Origin of the sequence: Bacillus sp. FSL M8-0277 (assembly GCF_037975305.1) — a bacterium.
In the GTDB taxonomy this organism is placed as follows: domain Bacteria; phylum Bacillota; class Bacilli; order Bacillales; family Bacillaceae; genus Bacillus; species Bacillus pumilus.
The window spans coordinates 1208861-1226418 of sequence record NZ_CP150255.1 but is presented as its reverse complement, the minus strand read 5'-3'; the positions used below and the strand labels follow the sequence as shown (position 1 = coordinate 1226418).

The window sequence follows — 17558 nt, the reverse complement described above, 5'->3', positions numbered from 1 at the left end:
TGGAGTAATCACCTTACTATATGAAAATAGGCGAGATATGTGCCTATCCTAAAGCCTTGTTTGCCCAAAGAGAAAGGAAAGCAAAAGGCTCCCCTATTGCTTCCCTCACCTTCTTACTGTTTAGTTAAAGAAAGAAGCACCAACGATGATTAGAAGGATGAAAAGCACAACGACAAGAACAAATGTTGATCCATATCCGCCGCCATAACCTCCGCCGTAGCCGCCGCAAGAACCGCCACCGTAACCGTAACAACTCATATATAAGCACCTCCTCTTCTCCCTTACAAAATATGAAAAATACAACAAATGGTTTGGACGATCACATAAAAAAGTGCGGAATTTTTATTTTCGCTGTTTAAAGACGTAATCTGCCTCTCCATGACGTATCATGAATGCTTCTGTTTCTTTCGCAAAAGCATCCATCTTCACGCCAAATGCTTTTAAATGCTCCTCAAGATCCTTCGCTTTATCCGTTAGATCCATTTCAACCTTTTCATGCGCTTGCTCTTTCCCATCATGGGGTTTAGTGAACAAGGAACCGATTAATTGTTCGAATGCATCCATTCTGGTCACCCCTTCTCTCTTACATATGCATCACTCAAAAAAAGGGCAACAAAAAAACCGGATAAATCCGGCTTTTGTTTTCTCTTCTATTGAGGTTTCTTTTTCTTTCCACAGCCGCAGCCTGTTTTTTTGATTTTTTTCGTATAAACAGATTGTTGATTTGACTGCGCTGGATAACCTTGAAGCATATGTGACGGTGTTTCATTTGGTTTCATCGCAACCCTTCCTTTCCTCTTCCATGATAGTATATGCATTTTTTAAAAGCGTGTCTGATCAGAATGCCTGTTTATTTCACCAGCTTTGAGACAATCGCTTCAATAATGCCTGCTGCTGCGGCAATCGCTAATAGTAAATTAAGCCACATGCTAATGACAGGAAATAATATGTATATCAGAAGTAAAGCAGCAGTGCACCACATGCCAGTACACCAATAACAGCTTAACAGCTCTCCTACCCAAGACCGCAGCCCTTTACCTTTAATGATGATATATGTCTCTACTTCACCTTGTTCATTGACCTCTTCCTGTTCTTCATGAAATAAACGGCGGAAAGGAGCAGTAATGGTATCAAACACAATGAGCCTCGTCAGTCTAAAGGATGCGAGGGCAAACACGACAAATGACAAAGCACCGCTCAGGAGCCTCCACCTCCTTCTTTCTTCTTTTTTGCGTCCTTTCTTTATATATGCAAAAAGAAAGACCGCCATGATGAATCGAGCGGAAATAAAATTGGGTTGTACTTTTTCACACTTTCCGATTCCACCTTGAGCCTCTGCTGCATTAAATAATGTATAGATAAGAAAGGAGTGAAAGTATTGTCTATTGAAGAAAGTGCTGATTTATTATACACACAACTGTTAAACGAATTAATCAGCAATTATGATGATTTCATTGAGATCAAAGATTCCGAAAATGTCACAATTCATAAAACAGATGTAACAGCCGCACTCTCCCTTCAAGCGACCGTAACGACAATCATTACTCTTTTAATCCAACTTCTTGTACCAGACGATGAATTGGCTACAGACATCACAGATCAGCTTTTAGCCACACAACAAGTAACAGTCCAAAAGAAAACTGTGATCCAAATCATCAATTGCTATAACGTCACGATTACATTATCAGATGCATCTATTATGAACTCTGTCCAAATTCTCACTCAAACATTGAATGTACTCTTAGTTGAAGCCGGCATTCTTTGACCCTTTCTTTTTCTAACATTATGTATGAAAGAGGTGAAATAATCGTGGCTGAAGAGAACGAAAAAAAGGAGTTTCAAATCAACACTGATGTTGATCCATTAACGAGCCTTCTTGTAAGTGATATTTTAAACAAAAACAATATCACAGATGATCAGAAAGCAAATATTACAGATGATCAAAGAAGAATGATTTTGAAATTAGTTGAGGACTTACAAAAGAAAGCAGATGACTTCGTACAGCAGCAGCAGGAGAAAAAAAGGCAGGCAGAGACAGCAAAACATCCGGAAGAAGTACAGCCTGAACCAAAAGTACGTCCAAAACGAAATTCACTTCGAGATCGTATTCAGCAGCGCCGTGATGCGCAGCGTAATAACGATTAAATAAAAATGGGTTGCCTGCTAGGGTAAATGCCCGAGACAAAACCACGCATTCCAGCATTTAATAAAGTAAACGGAAGGAGGAATAGAAATGGATTCTAAACCATACTCTTGGGTCGCTCTAGATCGTAACTGTACACACCACGGCGATTACAACTATGAAAGAAAAGCAGTTTGTGACGGCCACTATTATGATGATGAAGATGTCTTGCAAGACTTTGATCAAGTGAGTTTTACAAAGCAGACATCTGAGGAAGTCATTATCGTCAGAGACTCTTGTGACATTAATGTCTCTTCTGTTGATGCACAGGTTGCAGCATCTATCCAAGTAGCTGTTCAAACAGCGATCATCACCATTACAAATATCTCAATCGCAGATGGTGATTTAGCAGACCGCGTCACACAGGATCTTTTACAAGCTGCTACTCACAAACAAACAAACCGCCAAAAACTTGTCATCGAAAATTCAAGAAACGTTACAGTATCGACAATCGATGCGGACATCTCAATCGCAATCCAAACACTTACACAAACACTTGTTGCGACAATCATTGCGATCGGTATCCTCTAATGTACAAAAGCAGAGCGAAAAGCTCTGCTTTTCCTTTTATAAAAATACAACAAATATAAATAGTCATTTACCCACACCAACTAGAGGGCGCATACATATGTTGTTAAGGACTAAAGTCAAATACCTTGTTAAAGGAGCTGAAATCCATGAGCTGCGGAAAACACCATGGCCGACATGATGAAAACTGTGTATGCGATGCGGTTGATAAGATTTTAGCAGAGCAGGAAGCTGTAGAAGATAAATGTCCTACGAGCTGCTACAGTAATTTATTAAGCCCAACCGTTTCTGGAAAAGATACGATTCCGTTTTTACTTTTCGATAAAAAGGGCGGATTGTTTTCTACTTTCGGAAACATTGGAGGATTTGTTGACGATTGCCAATGCTTCGAATCCATTTTCTTCCGGGTTGAAAAATTACACGACTGCTGTGCTACGTTATCTGTATTAAGACCTGTTGATGTACACGGACATACGTTAAGCGTTTGTCACCCTTGTGACCCTGACTTCTTTGGTCTAGAAAAAACGGACTTTTGTATTGAGGTTGATCTAAACTGCTTCTGCGCAATCCAATGTTTAAACCCAGAACTAGTAGACAGAGTCATGCCATCGAAAGATAAAAAGCATCATCACCACGGCTAAATCAACCGCCATTGATCTCACTTGTCATGAGTCAAAGCATCCCCTTCCTTACGAATGACAGTCAATCATGCGGAGCAGTCAGCATAAGAGCTGCCGCTTCCGCATTGATTGTAAGTAGAAGTATCAACCGGCAAAACAAAAAGCTTGTAGATGATGACAGTGCTCAAACACTCAAACAAATTTCCTAGTATAGGAGGGTTGAATATGAGCCGCAAATATTCATGGAATTGTGTAGCAGAGGCTGTTGAAAATATTAACGACTTACAAAATGCCGTCGAAGAAGAATGCCCGACCAGCTGTTACAGCAATCTCCTTTCTTCATCCCATTCATTAGGTGACACTGTCCCGTTTGTTCTCTTTACATCCAAATCAAAACCATTCGTCGCATTCGGAAACGTCGGAGAAGTAGATGCAGGTCCTTGCTTCAGCACTACATTTTTCAGAGTCGAACACATCTCTGACCACTGCGCAACACTCAGCTTGCTTATCGCATTTGACAAAGACCGTCATATTTTAGATTTTACAGACAAAGATTCCGTATGTGATGTGTTCCGATTAGAAAAATCGAAGTATTGCATTGAAGTAGATCTTGACTGCTTCTGCGCAATCGAGTGCTTAAATCCACGACTCATCAACCGTAACTGCTAACAAAAAAAGTCCCTCTATGGGACTTTTTTTATTCGTTAAAAGCCAAGTGGATGAATCGAGGAAATTTCATCTATTGCTAATTCAACTGGATTTCCCCCGCCCGCTGTTCGAATGACCACTGTATCTTCTTTTCGATCCATGATAATCCCTCTATATGTTTTACCATCAGCTTCAATCAGGCAAAGGGCTCTTGGCATATTATGAGGCAGGCTTGTGAGAAAATCGACTTTTTCGTCAATGCTCATCTGACTTAAAGGCTTTTTCACTCGTTTTCTTCTAGGTTCTTCTTTTGTTTCATGAAAAACGCCTTCTGGCGGCTTCTCCTCTTCTCGCTGAGGTTTTCGTTCTTGTATAAGCTCTGGCTCTTTTGTGATGTCTTGTTCTTGGGTAAGCTCTGCTTCTTGCATCATGTCTTGCTCTTGCTGACGCTCAGGCGGCTTTGCTTCTTTTTTCTTCTCGATTTCTTGAGCCACGGGTTCCTCGTGCGTACTTTCTTCGATCTTGTCTTTTTTACTCTTAGAAATTTCTTGTGGTTTTTCTGATTTCTTTCGCTTTCTCACAATATTTTGCATGGCCGGCATTGACTCATCATAGCTCGGCTGAACAATATACATAAGCGGCTTCTGGTTCTCATCACCTTTATTTGACATACTAATCCCTCCCGAATGATTCATTCCTTATATATATGAGCGGACGCCTCAAATCAGAAGAAAAATAAAAAAACAGCATACCCTTATTCGGTATGCTGCAAATCATTTAATTGGTTAGCGAGCAATGATATGGAAGCCAGAATCAACATGCAGATTCTCACCTGTCATGCCGCGTGATAGATCACTGAATAAGAATAGAGCTGTATCGCCAACTTCTTCAGGAGTCGTTGTACGACGAAGCGGTGCACGCTCTTCAATATCCTTCAGAATGGTATTAAAACCACTGATGCCTTTTGCAGACAGCGTACGAATTGGACCAGCAGAAATACTATTCACACGAATACCTTCTGCGCCTAAATCAGCTGCTAAGTATTTCACACTTGCTTCAAGTGCTGCTTTTGCTACACCCATTACGTTGTAGTTTGAAACCACACGCTCTCCGCCTAGGTATGTAAGCGTGACGATGCTTCCACCTTCTGTCATCAATGGACGTGCTGCTTTTGCTACAGCTGTTAAAGAGTATGCACTAATGTTGTGCGCCAAAAGGAAACCTTCACGGTTCGTGTTTAAGTATTCACCGACAAGCTCTTCCTTGTTTGCAAATGCAATCGCATGCGCAACGCCATGAATGACTTGTACTTTTTCTTTAATTGTAGCGAAACATTTTTCGATTTCTTCGTCACTTGTCACGTCACATGGAAGAATGATTGAATCATCGCGCTCAAGTGTGCTTGCAAGTTCTTTTACAGATTCAGCAAGACGATCTCCAACATAAGTAAAAATCAAACGAGCTCCAGCTTCGTGAAGTGAGCGGGCAATTCCCCAAGCGATGCTTCGTTTATTGGCAACACCCATTACCACGATATTACGGCCTTCTAAAGAAAAGTTCATATGTAATAAAGCCTCCTATTTTTTCAAGACATAGTATTAGTACCTGATCATAATATTATCACAGATCACGAGAGAATGACAATTTCCGCAGAAAGAAAGTTTCTTTTTCATCAAAAAACCGTCCTCGCAAATGAAGACGGTTCGATTCTCTCATCGTTTGAGCCGGTTTTGCTGATAAGCAAAATGGTTGGTAGGTCCGTGTCCAGCCCCAATATTCAAAGGGAACTTGATGGCTTCATGGACAAAGGTTTCTGCTGTGTCAAAAGCCTCCCTCATGGAGGATCCTTTCGCAATTTCAGCTGTTAATGCCGCTGCAAACGTGCAGCCTGTGCCATGTGTATGGGGAGTATCAATGTGTTCGTTTGTGACTTCTATAAAGCCTTTTCCATCATACAATAGGTCTGTAATCATTCCGCCAGATGGACCGTGACCGCCTTTGATCACGACATGTTTCGTACCAAGCTCATATAAACGCTCCGCTGCTAGATAGCGATCCTCTTTTGTCTGAATCCGCATGCCTGTCAGCACTTCTGCCTCAGGAAGATTCGGCGTTACGGCATAGCTGACAGGCAGCAAGTGTGTTTTCAACGCTGTGACCGCATCTTCATTTAATAAAGAAGCGCCTCCTTTTGCGATCATCACTGGATCGACAATGAGCTTCATGTCATATTGAACCGTTTTTTCAGCAACTATCTTGATCATGTCTGCGCTCCACAGCATTCCTGTTTTGACGGCATCTGGCAGTAAATCCTCTGCCACTGCATCAATTTGACTTTCTAACGCCTCGTTTGAAAGCGGATATACTCCGTGAACACCTAGTGTGTTTTGTGCTGTAATCGCTGTGATCGCAGACATTCCGAACACACCGAGCTCCTGAAAGGTTTTTAAATCAGCTTGAATGCCTGCTCCGCCGCCAGAATCAGAACCTGCAATTGTGAATGCTTTTTTGATCGTCATTTCATCACACCTCTCATTAGCCAATCCATTGATGATAAATGGTTCTTGCTTTTGCCATATCATTTGTACCATGGACAAGGGCTCTGCCGTCTTTAAATAAGACAAGCTTATATTCATCCTTTTGACAGGAAAGCAAATACGGATTTTCAAGGACATCCATCCCTGCTTTCTTTAACCGAAGAGCCACTTCGTGTAATGGCGGCGGGGTTTCGGCTGCACTGCGGATTTGGACCGTATTGCGGCCGCATAGTACATCTGCTTTCGCTCTCTTGTCATAGGAGAGAAATGGATATGTCTTCAGCCCACAGCTTGGACATTGCTTCTTCTTTAAGGAGCTGGCTGATCGGATGTCAGACCGCTCATTAGTCCATAAATCAAACGATCTTAAAATTGGCGTCACTTGATGACCTGTTAAATACTTCAGAGCATCTGCCACTTGATATGCTGCCACCTGCTGCACAACTGGACTAATGATACCGGCTGTATCACATGTCATGCCTTGTGCGGGTAAATGTTCAAGCAGGCAGTGTAAACATGGCGTTTCACCTGGCATGACAGTAAATTGAATACCATAGCTGGCGACACAAGCTCCATAAAGGAATGGAATTTGATGTTTGACGGCAGCATCATTTGCGATCATCCTTACCTCAAAATTATCCGCTGCATCCACGATAATCGAAGCCCCGCTGACAAGTTCATCAATATGTTCAGCGGTCACATCAATGACAATTCCTTTGACATGCACGTCACTGTTCACCTGCTTGAGTCTATTTTCAGCTGCCACAGCCTTTGGCAGCCGATCCTGTACATCTTGCTCCGTGTAAAGCTGCTGACGCTGAAGGTTGCTCCATTCAATATAATCTCGATCCAAAATGGTGACAGATCCAACGCCAGCACGAACGAGCATTTCCGCACTAGCTGTTCCAAGCGCTCCTGCACCAATAATGACAGCCTTTGAGTCATTTAACCGCTTTTGCCCCTCTATGCCGATTGGCTGAAAGAGCTCTTGTCGTGAATAACGTGTGCTCAAAATGCCGGCATTCCTTCCTGCGGACTGCTTGCTGTCCCGTAGTTTTTCAAAGGAATACGTCCCGCCTCGAAGCCTAGCATTCCTGATTCAATCGCCAGCTTCATGGCTTTAGCCATTTTCACAGGGTCCTTTGCACCTGACACAGCGGTGTTCAGTAATACAGCGTCAGCCCCTAGCTCCATCGCATAAGCCGCATCCTTTGGAGAGCCTACACCAGCGTCAATAATCACCGGTACCTTTGCCTGCTCGATAATAAATGAGAGATTCAGAGGGTTTAGTAAGCCTTGCCCTGAACCAATCGGCGAAGCACCTGGCATGATGGCATGGACACCAAGCTCTTCTAATTTTCTTGCCAGTACCACATCATCAGATGTATATGGCAGCACGATAAATCCTTCTTCGAGTAGCATTTCGGATGCTTTTAACGTTTCGACTGGATCTGGCAGAAGAGACCTTGAGCAGCCAATGACTTCTACCTTGATCATGTCACACAGTCCAGAAGCCTTCGCTAAACGAGCAATACGAACTGCCTCTTCCGCTGTACTAGCACCAGCTGTATTCGGAAGCAGCGTATATTTTGATAAATCAAGCTGCTCCAAAAAGTTTGGCTGAGATGCTTCGAAAATGTTCATTCTTCTCACAGCAAAGGTTAATATTTCTGCTTCTGATACGTTCACGGCTTCTTTTTGAACTTCAAATGATGGGTACTTTCCTGTACCAAGTAATAATCTTGATGTGAATGTCTTTCCGCCAATGTGCAGCATGTTGTCATCCTCCTCCTACAAAGTGAACGATTTCGATCGTGTCATTAGGTTGAATTTTCACTTGTTGAAACGCTTCTTTATCAATAATTTCTTGGTTCTTTTCCACAATCACTACTCGATTTTCAAGCTGATAGTCTGATAGCAGGTCATAGATCGTTCCATTTTCTTGTTCGAAATCAACGATTCTGCCATTCAATTGAATTTTCATACAAACAGTGCCTCCTTTCGGCCAATACGAAATGCGTGAAGCCATTCCTTTTGGACCGGTTCACCTAATATCAGGTCGCGAATGATTTCTCCAGTAATCGGGGCAAGTAAAATACCATTTCTGTAATGCCCTGCAGCAAAAAGAATACGCTGATCTTCCGGGTGTCTTCCGATATAAGGATGCCGGTCGCTTGTCGCCGGACGAAGGCCAGCCCAGCACTGATCAATCGGCATCTCCTTGATCGAAGGCATCAGCTGTGACGCCTTTTGAATAACAGCTTCAATGCCGCCAAGCGTCGGAACAGTTTGCCACTCGTTTGGCTTCATCGTTGCGCCAACGACCAGTTTGCCGCTATCTCGTTGAACGATGTAACTATGATCATGGTAAATGGTGTGTTGGAGTGCTGGACCATGATTCCATACAGACACACATTCCCCTTTTACTGGATAAAGAGAATGAGATAATCCAAGCTCTTCAAAAAAACGGCCAGACCATACACCACTTGCTACAGTGAGATCATCACATGTGAATGTTCCCTTCGTTGTTCTAATCGCTAACGCTTCTTTCTCCCGCTTCACTTCGATCACGGGTGTACACTCATTCACTTCTGCCCCGTACCTGACCGCCGCCTGCCAAAATGCCCGGCATACCGCATAAGGTTCGACATGAACATCCTCTTTAATCAAACCTGCTCCTAAGATGTTCTCTGCTATTTGAGGCATGCATTTTTTTACGCTGCTTGCGTCAAGCCACTCAAATGTAGACAAATGCTGCATGCGGCAAAGTGCTTGTTTCTCCTCTTCTGTAAAGGCTACCTTCATGATACCGCCCGCTGATGTTCGAATATCAATGCCAGATTCATGCTGTAGATCGACTTTTAACTTTTCGTACAATGCCTGGCTTGCTCTGCCTACTTGAAAAAAAATATCCTCATGACCCTCTCCTTCAGCATGTGCACCAAGCATCCCAGCAGCCGCACTTGTCGTTTGCTTCCCTACCTCATTCGCCTCAAATAAGACGACCTGCTTTCCTGCTTTTGCAAGGTGATAGGCAATGGACATCCCTATAATTCCACCACCAATGATTGCCACATCATAATGCTTCTTCATAAGGATGCTCCTTTACTTGTTTAGAAAATGCTTGTGCCATCTTGCGCGGCTGATGATGAGTAAAAATTCCAGACATGACAGCAATCCCTTTCACATTCGCGTGTCTCAATTCTGGAATGCGGTCAGGTGTCACACCACCGATTGCCACGACTGGAATAGATAGTAGAGATGTCAGTTCTTTCACAAGCTGTACGCCTCTCGCCTGAAGTCCTGGTTTACAAGTGGTGTCGTATACGTGCCCAAATATGACATACTCTGCTCCATTTTTCTCAGCTGCTTTCCCTTCTTCAATCGAATGAACAGAGACGCCCGCATGAAGATGAGGGAATTTTTGCCGCAGCTCTTTTGGCGAAAAGCTATGGCCCGGGAGATGTACCCGGTGAATATTGGTGAGCAGTGCAACGTCTACTCTGTCGTTGATGATGAGCTTCTCTTTCGGTACACCTTCTAAAAGGAGACCTTTCACAAGATCAACAAGCTCACTTGCTGTTTTAGACCGTTCCCGGATATGAATAAAATCCACTTCAGGTGCAATGTTTTTTATTTGTTTGATCAGCTCACCCGCAGGAAGCGAATCATTTGTCACTGCGTGGAGTTCCATTTACACCAACCCCATCTAAGCATGCTGTTTGCCACATTTCTTTTTGATACGCCATCTCCCAGAAATGGTATTCGTAATAGCTTGAAATCACAAAATTTTCTTTCATATTGGCCCGTACATGTTCTGGTGCTTTTTCGGCTAGTTCATCAAAGCGGTTGACCTGTTCAAAGACAAGTTCCTTAAACCAATCCCCTCCATATGTCAAAATCCATTCCTGATAAATCGGATGGTCAGGTGTGGTTTGTTTCAGCTTTTCACCCACCTCATAATAAAGCCAGTAGCACGGCAATAACGCAGCTAATATCTCTTCGAATCGTCCGCTTTTCACAGATCGGTACATATGAGACGTATACGCATATGCAGTGGGAGAAGGCTTAAAGTTCTCGATGGCTTCATCTGAAATCTCTAAAAGCTCTGTAAACTTTCTATGCAGCGACAGCTCTGCTTCATACGTTCCCTGCGCATGATACGCCATTCTGCCGGTCGTATGTAAGTCCTCACTAATTGCCGCTCCATATGCTTGCACCTTTGCAAAATGAGTTAAATAATATGAATCTTGCATCACATAATACGTGAAACGATCGAGTGACAGCGTGCCATCGCCAATCCCTTTCACAAAGGGGTGTGTAAAGCTTCCATTCCACCATGGTGCTGCTGCTTCTTTACATTCAGTTGAAAATGTCATGTTTCTTTCCTCCTGTTTTTCCATATAAAAAAGCCACTTTCCGTATGGAAAGTGGCTTGGAATTTGTAAAAAGCATAATCAAAAACCGCACCACTTCCCTACGCAGGTATGAACCTGTTCAGGTAATGAGGGTCTAAAAGTCGATACTTTTATCTCAGCCCTTTTAAAGGACTCCCCTAGTGGATCAAATATATGATGTTGTACTTCTATCTTAATCAGGAATTGTTCATTGGTCAAGGGTTCATTCTCACTCTAATTGGGCTCTAAGTCCTGCTACATACTCACGAGAGCCCGACACAAGCACACGGTCACCGCTTCTAAGCGTCGTATCTCCATGTGGTACTAAGCTGTCTATCCCTCTGAAAATACGGACAAAGACCAAATCGCCGGTAAACGGAAATTCCCTCAGCATGACATTGTGGTAGCGATGATTGTTCATTTGAATTTGATACAAGGAAGTATCCTCATTTGTTAATAATCGAATTGCATCCGGTGCTTCAATCAAGGCTCTTAGCACCGTTTTAGATGATAGAAAATTAGAAAACGTATCAATGCCCGCTTCCTTCAATGTTAGCTCTGCCTCAGCTTTATTCACACTCGCAATGACTTGTTTTGCTCCTTCTTCCTTTGCAAATAAAGCAATTTCCTTATTTTTCGTCTCACTGCCTGTTGCGACGACGAGGACATCCTCCTGGCCAACGCCTGCCTTTCGCAGCGTCTCATCGTCGTACTCTTCAATTGATTCGACTTCAAAGATGGAGTCGGCGAGCATCGCTTCTTTATTTTCTTGAAAGACATGCAAAATTCGAATATCATATTCATCCTGATGTAAATCGAGTGTGACAGGTAAGGTCAGCTGATTTGCACCAATAAAGGTCACACGTTTTTTATGGCTCACAGCTTGTTCTTTTTTAAACAGTGCTTTAAACCAAACTGGCGTTAAAATACTCGTGAGTATCGCGACTAAAATCAGCGCGCCGGACATTTTATGATCAATGACTCCGAGCCGCTCCCCGATCGTCGCAGCTGCAATGACGAGTGATAATGTCGATGTTAATAAAAAGCCAGAGCCGATTACTTTTTTCATGTCATACCATTTTTTCAAATAAAGAATCGGGATGAGCTTACTAATCAGTAATGCAATAAATAGCAGCGGGATCATGATCATAATAGTTGGGTCCTTGAACAGTGCCCATATATTCAAATCCACTCCGACCATCACAAAGAAGATGGGGATCAAAAATCCGTAGCCAAATGAATCCAGCTGCTGGACAAGCTCTTTATTCGGCGAAAGAAGGGACACAAGTACGCCCGCTAAAAACGCCCCAAGAATATTTTCAGCACCGAGTGATTCAGATAAAGCAACTAAGACTATAATGAGAGTAAAGATCGCCCTTGTCCCAATTTGCACAGTCCCTTTTGACATGGACTGAAAAATTGACTTTGTCTTAAATACGCGGCCAAATAAATAAAGAAGGATGCCCGCAGCAAATAATAAGAGCAGAAGCCACATATTCCCTGTACCATCGCCATAAATGGAGGAAAATACAGCAAGTAAAATCATCGTCACCAAATCCGCAATGACAGCGACAAGCAAGATGATTTGACCGATATTCGTCTGCATCAACTTTTCCTCTTTTAAGGTGGGAACCACTACCCCTAATGAGATCGTCGATATAATGAGCGTCATTAAAAAGGCATTTTGGATAAACCCTGCAAGGACAAACGCATAGGACAGAATAAAAGAAATACTAAATACGCCAAGAAAAACAATAGTGGCTGCTTTAAACGTATTCGGTTCTTTTAGACCATTTGGTAGTTCTCGTGCTTTCTTCTTTGACTCGAAAGAAGAAAAATCTATTTCAAGTCCACTTAAAAACATCAGAAAAATAAAACCGAGCATGGATAACGTATCTAACCATGCATCATGTTCAACTACCAGTTGAAGACCGCTTTTTCCAATGATGAGCCCCATGATGATTTCAGCAACAACGACCGGAATGGTCAGCTTAAATCGGTGCAATAAAAGTGGGGTGAAAAAGGCGACAATAATAACGACAACGAGTGATGAAACAGATGTATGCTCCATTGGCTAAAGCCTCCTAACATTGATGTTTAATCTTTTAAGGTTTACGTTAAAGCATTGATTCTAACAATTGCCTAAATGAAAAGAAAGCCATTCGTTATATGTTCTAAAATTCAAACTTCTTTAACCCCGATGAATGGATGAGAAAAATCAGGAGGAAATCTTATGAAATTTGATATCATTGGTGATATCCACGGCTGCTACGAAGAGCTGCTTGCCCTCATACACAAACTAGGATACGAATTCAAACATGGATTACCCGTCCATCCTGATAAGAGAACGCTAGCACTTGTCGGTGATTTAACAGATCGAGGACCTCAGTCAGTAGATGTCATGCGATTTGTCATTCATGCCTACGCACACGGCGCGATCCGCTACGTACCTGGCAACCATTGCTTTAAGCTTTATCGCTATTTAAAAGGAAATCCGGTGAAATTACTTCATGGCATTGAAACCACAGTGAACGAAATAAAAAAGCTGCCCCTTCATGAACAAACCAAATTGTCACATGAATTTAAGCAGCTATTTGAGAAGGCTCCGCTTTACGATGTACTTATTCCTGATGAACTGATGATTGCTCACGCAGCGATGAAGGAAAAGGACATTGGAAGAAAGCCGAACAAACAGATGCGATCCTATCTATTATTTGGCGCAGTCACAGGAGAAACGTGGCCGGATGGGCGACCTGTGCGGAAGGATTGGGCAAAGGAATATCGCGGAAAACCATGGATTGTCTACGGACATACACCAGTGAAAGAACCGCGATTCGTTGGCAGAACTGTCAACATTGATACAGGCTGTGTATTTGGCCACCGGCTGTCTGCCCTTAAATATCCTGAGCTTGAAACGGTTTCTGTTCCTTCCTCTATGCCTTATGACGATTCAAGGTTTCAGCATTTCACATCATAAAAAAACCCGGTCCTGCGCTTGCAGGTAGCCGGGTTTCTCTATTTAAAGCAGCAATGATTTCATGTCTTCAGGAAGCGGAGCCGAGAATGTCATTTCCTCCCCGGTCATCGGATGAGGAAAGACAAGAGTCTCACTATGCAGTGCCTGCCGGTTCATCTGCTCACTCGTCCCGCCATATAACGTATCTCCGATGAGCGGATGACCAAGATACTGCATATGAACACGAATTTGATGGGTTCTCCCCGTTTCAAGTGCCAGCGTCACATCTGACATGTTCAACTCAGCATCCACCGCTCGCACTGTAAAATGCGTCACAGCTTCCTGCCCAGTATCATCGACCATTCGCTCGATGATACTATCTCCTTTTCGGGCAATTTTTGCACGAATGGTTCCATGCTTTTCTTTGATCATGCCATGTGTAAACGCTCTGTATGTTCGTTTGACCGCTCCACTTTTCTGCGCTTTTGATAAAAGGCTGTGGGCAAAGCGATGCTTGGCCACAAGCATGACGCCAGATGTATCACGATCAAGGCGGTTCACTAAATGAACCGTCAGCCGAACAGACTGCTCTGCATAATGATGCAGCAATCCATTCGCAATACTGTGCTCTGGGTGCTCCCGAGAAGGAATGGACGGAATATATGGCTTTTTATTCAGCACAAGGACATGCTCATCCTCAAATAAAATATCAAGCGGAATCGGAGCAGGCTTTAGCCCTTCACTCACTTTTTCCTCTGGGAATAAAATGGTGAGCCTGTCTCCGTTATGCAGCTTGTATCTCACAGTCACATGCTCTCCATTAATGAGGAGATCACCGCCATCAAATTTAATATCCGTCAGCATTCTTTTCGAAATGCCAATATCTATTAAATAATCCTTTAAAAGCAGCCCTTCTTCTTTGGCTGTCATGGTTTTGTTTAGTGTAAAGTATTCCAGCGAGAACGACCTCTTTCTTATTCACCTTTTCCGATAAAGGAATCTTGCACCCTTTTCCAAAACGGAAATGGTCTAAATCGGGCAAAGCGGACATTCTCGTCTGCTACCCGGCATTGAATGGATTTGACATCCTTATGAAGCAGCGTCAAATGATCAATGGTTACCTGAAAATCGACATCATTCCTCGGCTTTATGACACAAGTATGGTGGTCTGGTAAAATAAGCGGCGAACCGACCGTTCGAAACACTCTGTTGTTGATTGAAGCCATTTCTGCCAGCTGAATGGCTCTAATGGAAGGATGAATAATGGCGCCCCCAAGTGCTTTATTATAGGCTGTACTGCCAGACGGCGTAGACAGACAAAGACCGTCACCTCTGAATGTTTCAAACAGCTGACCCCTAATTTCAACATCTGCCACAAGTGTCCCTTCCATACTTTTAATCGTACATTCATTCATGGCTAAATATTTCTCTTCTCTGCCGCCATCGTTGTATCTGACAATGACTTCTAAGATCGGATATTCCACAATGTGATAAGGGGTTTTCGCAATAGCTAAAACGAGTTTTTCAATTTCACTTGGCACCCAGTCTGCATAAAAACCAAGATGACCTGTATGAACACCGACAAAAGCTGTTTCATTCAGACGGTCGCTATAACGGTGAAACGCATAAAGAAGGGTGCCGTCTCCACCAACCGTAATGACAAGATCGGGTTCCTCTTCATTGAGTTCCATCCCGAAATCCAATAAGTAGGTCTGAATTTTACTTTTGAGTGTGTCAGATACAGAATTCCCTTTCGAAGAAACTGCAAATTTCATGAATTCTTCTCCTTTTCCACCTTGCTGCTATGAGAGGGCAGCATCATATTTGATCAAGCACAGGCTCAGCTATCGTTTTTCTTTTTCCGGGAAAATGCCACTTGTGCTTCTTGAATTTCCCCTCTAATTTCAGACATCTCATCATCAAGAAGAGATGCTGCCTCGGAAGCTCTTTGAAGGCGCAGCTTGACTTTCTCCGGGATATTCCCGCTATATTTATAATTCAGAGAATGCTCAATGGTCGCCCAAAAATTCATCGCAAGTGTACGAATTTGGATTTCGACGAGGAGCTGCTTCTCTCCATTAATCGTTTGCAGCGGATATAACACAACAAGGTGGTACGAACGGTATCCGCTTTCTTTATGCTCTGCAATATAGTCGCGTTTATCAACAACCACGAAGTCTTTTCGTGACTGGAGCATTTTTTTCACGACTTGTATGTCTTCTACAAACTGGCACATAATGCGAAGCCCAGCAATATCCTGCATCGTTTCGATTTCATGCATTGGGATGTTTTTACGCTTTGCCTTTTCTAATATGCTGGCAACAGGTTTCACTCGGCCTGTAACAAATTCTACTGGTGAATGGTCATCCTCGAATTCATACAGCTTTCGAATGCCTTTTAGTTTCACTTTTAATTCTTCGACTGCTTGTTTATACGGTGCGAGGAATTGATCCCATTGTTTTTTGTCCATGAAACTTCCCCCAATTCCATATACCTAATTATTTCAGAGGAATGTGCTCTTCACTTTCTCTTCCATATCTCCGTAATTGGCATTGTCTTTAATATTGTCGATTAAATAATGTAATTCTTGATGAAGCTGAATGAGTTCTAACGAATGTCCTCCCGCTGTCAAATAGACAGGGATGTCAAGATTCATTGCTTCTTTTAATGGAGTCCATGTATGTTCCCCTAAGATAAGATATGAAAAGGACTCCTCGTTTTCAAGTATGTAAACGAACGCAAAGTGATCAGAATCAACAAGCATTTGTCCTGATGCTTTTGCTTTTTGGATTTGCTCTTCTGACTTGGTCGTCAAAATCAGCCTGTCTTCTTTTAAAGTTGCTTCTGCGATTTCAATTCGGTTTTGCATCATGATCTCCTTTACAACAAAGTACAGCTTTATTTTATCATATCAAGTTCAATATTGATAAACCGAACTTATTGAGAAAATCCTATTTTCTTCTTATAAATGATCCTTTCACGTAATTATCCATTGATTTTGGCACATGTGGAAAGAGAAATAATAGATAAAAACAGTCTTTTACATGATGAACATACTTCATGTACAATAATCATATTTCCTCTAAATGAAAGGTTGATGTCAAAATGGCACAGGAAATTGAAATAGAACTAAAGCAATTGTTAATGAAAGAAGAATTTGAACAGTTGAAACAACATTTTCAATTGAAGGATTCGGATTTTCACACGCAAACCAACCATTACTTTGATACACCTCAATTTGATATAAAATCTCAATTCGCTGCATTAAGAATGAGAGAAAGAAACGGTCAGTGGGTTCTCACGTTAAAGGAACCACACGAAATAGGCTTGCTCGAAACCCACCAAACGATCGCTCCTCCTTCAAGCCTTGACGATTTCCAGCTGCCAAAAGGTGAAGTGGCTGACAGGCTAGATCATTTGAACATTCAAAAGGATCAAATTGTGTATTTTGGTTCACTTGAAACGTCAAGAGCTGAAAAAATGATCAAAGAAGGCTTAATTGTTTTGGATCACAGCCGATATTTAACAGTAGAGGACCATGAACTTGAATTTGAAGTGAGCGACCTGGAAATCGGACAAGCCGCATTCTCCGCATTGCTCCAACAATTCCAAATCCCTGTTCGAAACACGAAAAACAAAGTCGTACGTTTTTATGAAGAGAAAATGAAAACACAGAATAGATGAATTCCT

25 protein-coding genes and 1 riboswitch are annotated in these 17558 nt (G+C 42.4%); of the genes, 7 read left to right on the top strand and 18 right to left on the bottom strand.

Annotated features, from left to right (window positions below; translation table 11 throughout):
• Window positions 1-120: 120 nt before the first annotated feature.
• From MKZ05_RS05955 to MKZ05_RS05940, 4 genes are all read right to left on the bottom strand, one after another.
• On the bottom strand, window positions 121-258 hold the full coding sequence (locus MKZ05_RS05955) for a YjcZ family sporulation protein (protein ID WP_003212017.1): 138 nt from the start codon (window positions 256-258) through the stop codon (window positions 121-123).
• Between the two features lie 84 nt (window positions 259-342).
• Window positions 343-564, bottom strand: a complete 222-nt coding sequence (locus MKZ05_RS05950; protein WP_044140426.1) for a hypothetical protein — start codon at window positions 562-564, stop codon at window positions 343-345.
• Between the two features lie 86 nt (window positions 565-650).
• On the bottom strand, window positions 651-779 hold the full coding sequence (locus MKZ05_RS05945) for a hypothetical protein (protein ID WP_267885153.1): 129 nt from the start codon (window positions 777-779) through the stop codon (window positions 651-653).
• 71 nt (window positions 780-850) lie between these two features.
• Window positions 851-1201, bottom strand: coding sequence for a DUF1360 domain-containing protein (locus tag MKZ05_RS05940; RefSeq protein ID WP_034620057.1), 351 nt, complete (start codon window positions 1199-1201; stop codon window positions 851-853).
• Between the two features lie 177 nt (window positions 1202-1378).
• On the opposite strand from MKZ05_RS05940, the gene MKZ05_RS05935 reads away from it, so the two are divergent.
• From MKZ05_RS05935 to MKZ05_RS05915, 5 genes are all read left to right on the top strand, one after another.
• Window positions 1379-1765: a spore coat protein gene (locus MKZ05_RS05935; RefSeq protein WP_044140425.1), complete on the top strand. Its 387-nt coding sequence runs from the start codon at window positions 1379-1381 to the stop codon at window positions 1763-1765.
• Window positions 1766-1809: 44 nt separating this feature from the next.
• Window positions 1810-2145 (top strand): spore coat protein, encoded by a 336-nt coding sequence (locus MKZ05_RS05930; RefSeq protein WP_251190974.1) that lies wholly within the window; start codon window positions 1810-1812, stop codon window positions 2143-2145.
• Between the two features lie 88 nt (window positions 2146-2233).
• Complete coding sequence (locus tag MKZ05_RS05925; protein ID WP_113768431.1) at window positions 2234-2713, top strand: spore coat protein; 480 nt, start codon at window positions 2234-2236, stop codon at window positions 2711-2713.
• A 146-nt stretch (window positions 2714-2859) separates the two neighbouring features.
• Window positions 2860-3351: a CotY/CotZ family spore coat protein gene (locus tag MKZ05_RS05920; protein WP_003211658.1), complete on the top strand. Its 492-nt coding sequence runs from the start codon at window positions 2860-2862 to the stop codon at window positions 3349-3351.
• A 204-nt stretch (window positions 3352-3555) separates the two neighbouring features.
• Window positions 3556-3999 carry a CotY/CotZ family spore coat protein gene (locus MKZ05_RS05915; RefSeq protein WP_339161787.1) on the top strand — a complete coding sequence of 148 codons (444 nt, stop codon included), beginning with the start codon at window positions 3556-3558 and terminating at the stop codon, window positions 3997-3999.
• 35 nt (window positions 4000-4034) lie between these two features.
• Here MKZ05_RS05915 and MKZ05_RS05910 read toward each other — a convergent pair whose 3' ends face one another.
• The 10 genes from MKZ05_RS05910 to MKZ05_RS05865 form a co-directional block, all read right to left on the bottom strand.
• Window positions 4035-4649 carry a spore coat CotO family protein gene (locus MKZ05_RS05910; protein WP_050945254.1) on the bottom strand — a complete coding sequence of 205 codons (615 nt, stop codon included), beginning with the start codon at window positions 4647-4649 and terminating at the stop codon, window positions 4035-4037.
• A gap of 114 nt (window positions 4650-4763) precedes the next feature.
• Entirely contained in the window at window positions 4764-5540 is a 777-nt protein-coding gene (gene fabI / locus MKZ05_RS05905; RefSeq protein WP_003211867.1) for an enoyl-ACP reductase FabI, read from the bottom strand.
• A 150-nt stretch (window positions 5541-5690) separates the two neighbouring features.
• Window positions 5691-6497, bottom strand: a complete 807-nt coding sequence (gene thiD, locus MKZ05_RS05900) for a bifunctional hydroxymethylpyrimidine kinase/phosphomethylpyrimidine kinase (protein ID WP_050945255.1) — start codon at window positions 6495-6497, stop codon at window positions 5691-5693.
• A 16-nt stretch (window positions 6498-6513) separates the two neighbouring features.
• Window positions 6514-7527 carry a thiazole biosynthesis adenylyltransferase ThiF gene (locus MKZ05_RS05895; RefSeq protein ID WP_050945256.1) on the bottom strand — a complete coding sequence of 338 codons (1014 nt, stop codon included), beginning with the start codon at window positions 7525-7527 and terminating at the stop codon, window positions 6514-6516.
• Complete coding sequence (locus tag MKZ05_RS05890; RefSeq protein ID WP_339161782.1) at window positions 7524-8291, bottom strand: thiazole synthase; 768 nt, start codon at window positions 8289-8291, stop codon at window positions 7524-7526. Before MKZ05_RS05890 ends, MKZ05_RS05895 begins: the two co-directional genes overlap by 4 nt.
• 4 nt (window positions 8292-8295) lie before the next feature.
• Window positions 8296-8499, bottom strand: coding sequence for a sulfur carrier protein ThiS (gene thiS / locus MKZ05_RS05885; RefSeq protein ID WP_137054778.1), 204 nt, complete (start codon window positions 8497-8499; stop codon window positions 8296-8298).
• Window positions 8496-9608 carry a glycine oxidase ThiO gene (gene thiO / locus MKZ05_RS05880; RefSeq protein WP_226805029.1) on the bottom strand — a complete coding sequence of 371 codons (1113 nt, stop codon included), beginning with the start codon at window positions 9606-9608 and terminating at the stop codon, window positions 8496-8498. Before thiO ends, thiS begins: the two co-directional genes overlap by 4 nt.
• On the bottom strand, window positions 9592-10209 hold the full coding sequence (gene tenI / locus MKZ05_RS05875) for a thiazole tautomerase TenI (RefSeq protein ID WP_003211366.1): 618 nt from the start codon (window positions 10207-10209) through the stop codon (window positions 9592-9594). Before tenI ends, thiO begins: the two co-directional genes overlap by 17 nt.
• Window positions 10184-10894 (bottom strand): thiaminase II, encoded by a 711-nt coding sequence (gene tenA / locus MKZ05_RS05870; protein ID WP_339161778.1) that lies wholly within the window; start codon window positions 10892-10894, stop codon window positions 10184-10186. The genes tenI and tenA overlap by 26 nt, the downstream gene beginning before the upstream one ends.
• Window positions 10895-10972: 78 nt before the next feature.
• Window positions 10973-11082: riboswitch (TPP riboswitch) on the bottom strand.
• A 59-nt stretch (window positions 11083-11141) separates the two neighbouring features.
• Window positions 11142-12983, bottom strand: coding sequence for a monovalent cation:proton antiporter family protein (locus tag MKZ05_RS05865; protein WP_050945261.1), 1842 nt, complete (start codon window positions 12981-12983; stop codon window positions 11142-11144).
• A gap of 162 nt (window positions 12984-13145) precedes the next feature.
• Here MKZ05_RS05865 and prpE point away from each other — a divergent pair, with 162 nt between their 5' ends.
• Window positions 13146-13889 carry a bis(5'-nucleosyl)-tetraphosphatase PrpE gene (prpE, locus tag MKZ05_RS05860; protein WP_003211819.1) on the top strand — a complete coding sequence of 248 codons (744 nt, stop codon included), beginning with the start codon at window positions 13146-13148 and terminating at the stop codon, window positions 13887-13889.
• Window positions 13890-13931: 42 nt separating this feature from the next.
• Here prpE and MKZ05_RS05855 read toward each other — a convergent pair whose 3' ends face one another.
• From MKZ05_RS05855 to MKZ05_RS05840, 4 genes are all read right to left on the bottom strand, one after another.
• Window positions 13932-14798, bottom strand: coding sequence for an RluA family pseudouridine synthase (locus MKZ05_RS05855; RefSeq protein ID WP_137054783.1), 867 nt, complete (start codon window positions 14796-14798; stop codon window positions 13932-13934).
• A gap of 44 nt (window positions 14799-14842) precedes the next feature.
• On the bottom strand, window positions 14843-15643 hold the full coding sequence (locus MKZ05_RS05850; RefSeq protein ID WP_003211364.1) for an NAD kinase: 801 nt from the start codon (window positions 15641-15643) through the stop codon (window positions 14843-14845).
• 65 nt (window positions 15644-15708) lie between these two features.
• Entirely contained in the window at window positions 15709-16338 is a 630-nt protein-coding gene (locus MKZ05_RS05845) for a GTP pyrophosphokinase family protein (protein WP_003211990.1), read from the bottom strand.
• 33 nt (window positions 16339-16371) lie between these two features.
• The gene (locus MKZ05_RS05840) at window positions 16372-16737 is read right to left on the bottom strand and encodes a hypothetical protein (RefSeq protein WP_212046067.1); all 366 of its coding nucleotides are present in this window, start codon (window positions 16735-16737) and stop codon (window positions 16372-16374) included.
• A 236-nt stretch (window positions 16738-16973) separates the two neighbouring features.
• Here MKZ05_RS05840 and MKZ05_RS05835 point away from each other — a divergent pair, with 236 nt between their 5' ends.
• Window positions 16974-17552: a CYTH domain-containing protein gene (locus MKZ05_RS05835; protein WP_050945267.1), complete on the top strand. Its 579-nt coding sequence runs from the start codon at window positions 16974-16976 to the stop codon at window positions 17550-17552.
• Window positions 17553-17558: the final 6 nt, after the last annotated feature.

What these genes read in the sequence shown, in the direction of transcription:
- MKZ05_RS05910 (WP_050945254.1), bottom strand. Translation starts at nt 4,649, where the DNA reads ATGTCAAATAAAGGTGATGAGAACCAGAAGCCGCTTATGTATATTGTT.
- MKZ05_RS05855 (WP_137054783.1), bottom strand. Translation starts at nt 14,798, where the DNA reads ATGACAGCCAAAGAAGAAGGGCTGCTTTTAAAGGATTATTTAATAGAT.
- MKZ05_RS05835 (WP_050945267.1), top strand. Translation starts at nt 16,974, where the DNA reads ATGGCACAGGAAATTGAAATAGAACTAAAGCAATTGTTAATGAAAGAA.
- MKZ05_RS05890 (WP_339161782.1), bottom strand. Translation starts at nt 8,291, where the DNA reads ATGCTGCACATTGGCGGAAAGACATTCACATCAAGATTATTACTTGGT.
- MKZ05_RS05840 (WP_212046067.1), bottom strand. Translation starts at nt 16,737, where the DNA reads ATGCAAAACCGAATTGAAATCGCAGAAGCAACTTTAAAAGAAGACAGG.
- MKZ05_RS05865 (WP_050945261.1), bottom strand. Translation starts at nt 12,983, where the DNA reads ATGGAGCATACATCTGTTTCATCACTCGTTGTCGTTATTATTGTCGCC.
- MKZ05_RS05850 (WP_003211364.1), bottom strand. Translation starts at nt 15,643, where the DNA reads ATGAAATTTGCAGTTTCTTCGAAAGGGAATTCTGTATCTGACACACTC.
- MKZ05_RS05955 (WP_003212017.1), bottom strand. Translation starts at nt 258, where the DNA reads ATGAGTTGTTACGGTTACGGTGGCGGTTCTTGCGGCGGCTACGGCGGA.
- thiO (WP_226805029.1), bottom strand. Translation starts at nt 9,608, where the DNA reads ATGAAGAAGCATTATGATGTGGCAATCATTGGTGGTGGAATTATAGGG.
- MKZ05_RS05950 (WP_044140426.1), bottom strand. Translation starts at nt 564, where the DNA reads ATGGATGCATTCGAACAATTAATCGGTTCCTTGTTCACTAAACCCCAT.
- tenI (WP_003211366.1), bottom strand. Translation starts at nt 10,209, where the DNA reads ATGGAACTCCACGCAGTGACAAATGATTCGCTTCCTGCGGGTGAGCTG.
- MKZ05_RS05845 (WP_003211990.1), bottom strand. Translation starts at nt 16,338, where the DNA reads ATGGACAAAAAACAATGGGATCAATTCCTCGCACCGTATAAACAAGCA.
- MKZ05_RS05915 (WP_339161787.1), top strand. Translation starts at nt 3,556, where the DNA reads ATGAGCCGCAAATATTCATGGAATTGTGTAGCAGAGGCTGTTGAAAAT.
- thiS (WP_137054778.1), bottom strand. Translation starts at nt 8,499, where the DNA reads ATGAAAATTCAATTGAATGGCAGAATCGTTGATTTCGAACAAGAAAAT.
- MKZ05_RS05920 (WP_003211658.1), top strand. Translation starts at nt 2,860, where the DNA reads ATGAGCTGCGGAAAACACCATGGCCGACATGATGAAAACTGTGTATGC.
- thiD (WP_050945255.1), bottom strand. Translation starts at nt 6,497, where the DNA reads ATGACGATCAAAAAAGCATTCACAATTGCAGGTTCTGATTCTGGCGGC.
- MKZ05_RS05925 (WP_113768431.1), top strand. Translation starts at nt 2,234, where the DNA reads ATGGATTCTAAACCATACTCTTGGGTCGCTCTAGATCGTAACTGTACA.
- fabI (WP_003211867.1), bottom strand. Translation starts at nt 5,540, where the DNA reads ATGAACTTTTCTTTAGAAGGCCGTAATATCGTGGTAATGGGTGTTGCC.
- prpE (WP_003211819.1), top strand. Translation starts at nt 13,146, where the DNA reads ATGAAATTTGATATCATTGGTGATATCCACGGCTGCTACGAAGAGCTG.
- tenA (WP_339161778.1), bottom strand. Translation starts at nt 10,894, where the DNA reads ATGACATTTTCAACTGAATGTAAAGAAGCAGCAGCACCATGGTGGAAT.
- MKZ05_RS05945 (WP_267885153.1), bottom strand. Translation starts at nt 779, where the DNA reads ATGAAACCAAATGAAACACCGTCACATATGCTTCAAGGTTATCCAGCG.